Raw genomic sequence first — 1,521 nt, forward strand, 5'->3', positions numbered from 1 at the left:
TTTAAAAGTGCGTAGGAACGCTCCTGAAATTCAGCTTAACAGGCTCCGGGAAACGGATGGCAAACAAAAAGCCCGAGGTTCCTGTGGGAAACCTCGGGCTTTTCAGACCTCGCCACTGACTCAACTGGGGCGACCGTGCAGCGTCATGCTGCGCTCGGCATTCATCTCACCCTGACGGTCGAAACCGAAGGTGTTCTGTGGCTGGCCGGTCAGTTCGGCTTTCTTCTGTTGGTATTCATCAAATGACAGGCCTCGACGGCTCAGGGCTTCAAGCGCCAGTTCCTTGCTCTCCTCGGCCGAATAGCCACGCAGTTCGGGCGACGAATGCGTCGCACAACCGGCAAGGACTGAGGTGACAAGCAATACGGAAATGGCGAGAAAACGGTTCATGGCGAAGGTCCTGCGAAACGGGCTGAAGTCAATGAGTACAGGCTACTCCCGCACCTGCACGGTGAAAAATCATCAGCCGTGATAGTCGCTATCAACCTTTGCGACACTTCTGATAGTCGCGCCATATATTCCATTTAGGTCTATAAATATGGAAATACGTTCATTTACGGAATAAACACAACCCTCTATAAATGGCCTCAACACTCACGCCACTGTTCGCCTGGCAACTGTTGCCCAGGCAACAGTCATTCAACAAAACACCAGGCAGACAACACCACCATTTTCCAACACCTGGCACAGAGGCCACGCCAGTCAAGGGCTGCACAGCTTGGTACAGCTCTTGCTCAAGCCCTGCTACTGCTCTTGCCCTGAGCCACTGTTGAAAAAGGAACTGTTGATGACCCGTCCACTGAATGTCGTTGCCCTCTCCGGCGGAACCTGGCGTCCGTCCCGCACCCTGGTGTTGACCCAGGCGGTGCTGGCCGAACTGGCCGATCAATTGCCGATCCAGGCCACCCTGATCGAACTGGGCGACATTGCCCGGCCGCTGGGCGGCGCACTGTCCCGCCAGGAATTGCCCGCCGACGTCGAAGCGCAACTGCAGGCCATCGAACAGGCCGACTTGCTGATCGTTGCCGCGCCGGTGTATCGCGGCTCCTACCCCGGCCTGCTCAAGCACCTGTTCGACCTGGTCGACCTCAACGCCCTGATCAACACCCCGGTGTTGCTGGCGGCCACCGGCGGCAGCGAACGCCACGCCCTGGTACTCGATCACCAGTTGCGCCCGCTGTTCAGTTTTTTCCAGGCCCTGACCTTGCCCATTGGCGTGTACGCCACCGAGGCCGATTTCACCGATTACCACATAACCAGTGAGCCCTTGAAGGCCCGCATTCGCCTTGCTGCAGAACGCGCCGCGCCGTTGTTTGCCGCGCATCCCACCTCTCTGCTGAAAATCGCTTAAGGATTTGTCATGGATGTTTTCTGGTTTCTGCCTACACACGGTGACGGCCACTACCTGGGCACCACCCAGGGCGCTCGCCCGGTCACCCTCAACTATTTGAAACAAGTCGCCCAGGCCGCCGACAACCTCGGCTACCACGGCGTGCTGATTCCCACCGGCCGCTCCTGCGA

The 1,521-nt window shown here is 58.0% G+C and carries 2 protein-coding genes and 1 pseudogene; 2 read left to right on the forward strand and 1 reads right to left on the reverse strand.

Annotation, left to right across the window (positions count from 1 at the left end; genetic code table 11):
- Nucleotides 1-120: 120 nt before the first annotated feature.
- A complete protein-coding gene (locus HX786_RS31360) occupies nt 121-390 on the reverse strand; it encodes a hypothetical protein (RefSeq protein ID WP_177020568.1) in 270 nt (89 codons plus the stop codon).
- A gap of 397 nt (nt 391-787) precedes the next feature.
- Between HX786_RS31360 and msuE the strand changes: the two genes are divergently transcribed.
- The gene (gene msuE / locus HX786_RS31365; RefSeq protein WP_003210131.1) at nt 788-1,351 is read left to right on the forward strand and encodes an FMN reductase; all 564 of its coding nucleotides are present in this window, start codon (nt 788-790) and stop codon (nt 1,349-1,351) included.
- A 9-nt stretch (nt 1,352-1,360) separates the two neighbouring features.
- Nucleotides 1,361-1,521: pseudogene (locus HX786_RS31370) on the forward strand (LLM class flavin-dependent oxidoreductase); the annotation flags it as partial.

This window comes from Pseudomonas sp. 21615526 (assembly GCF_013386245.1).
GTDB lineage: Bacteria > Pseudomonadota > Gammaproteobacteria > Pseudomonadales > Pseudomonadaceae > Aquipseudomonas.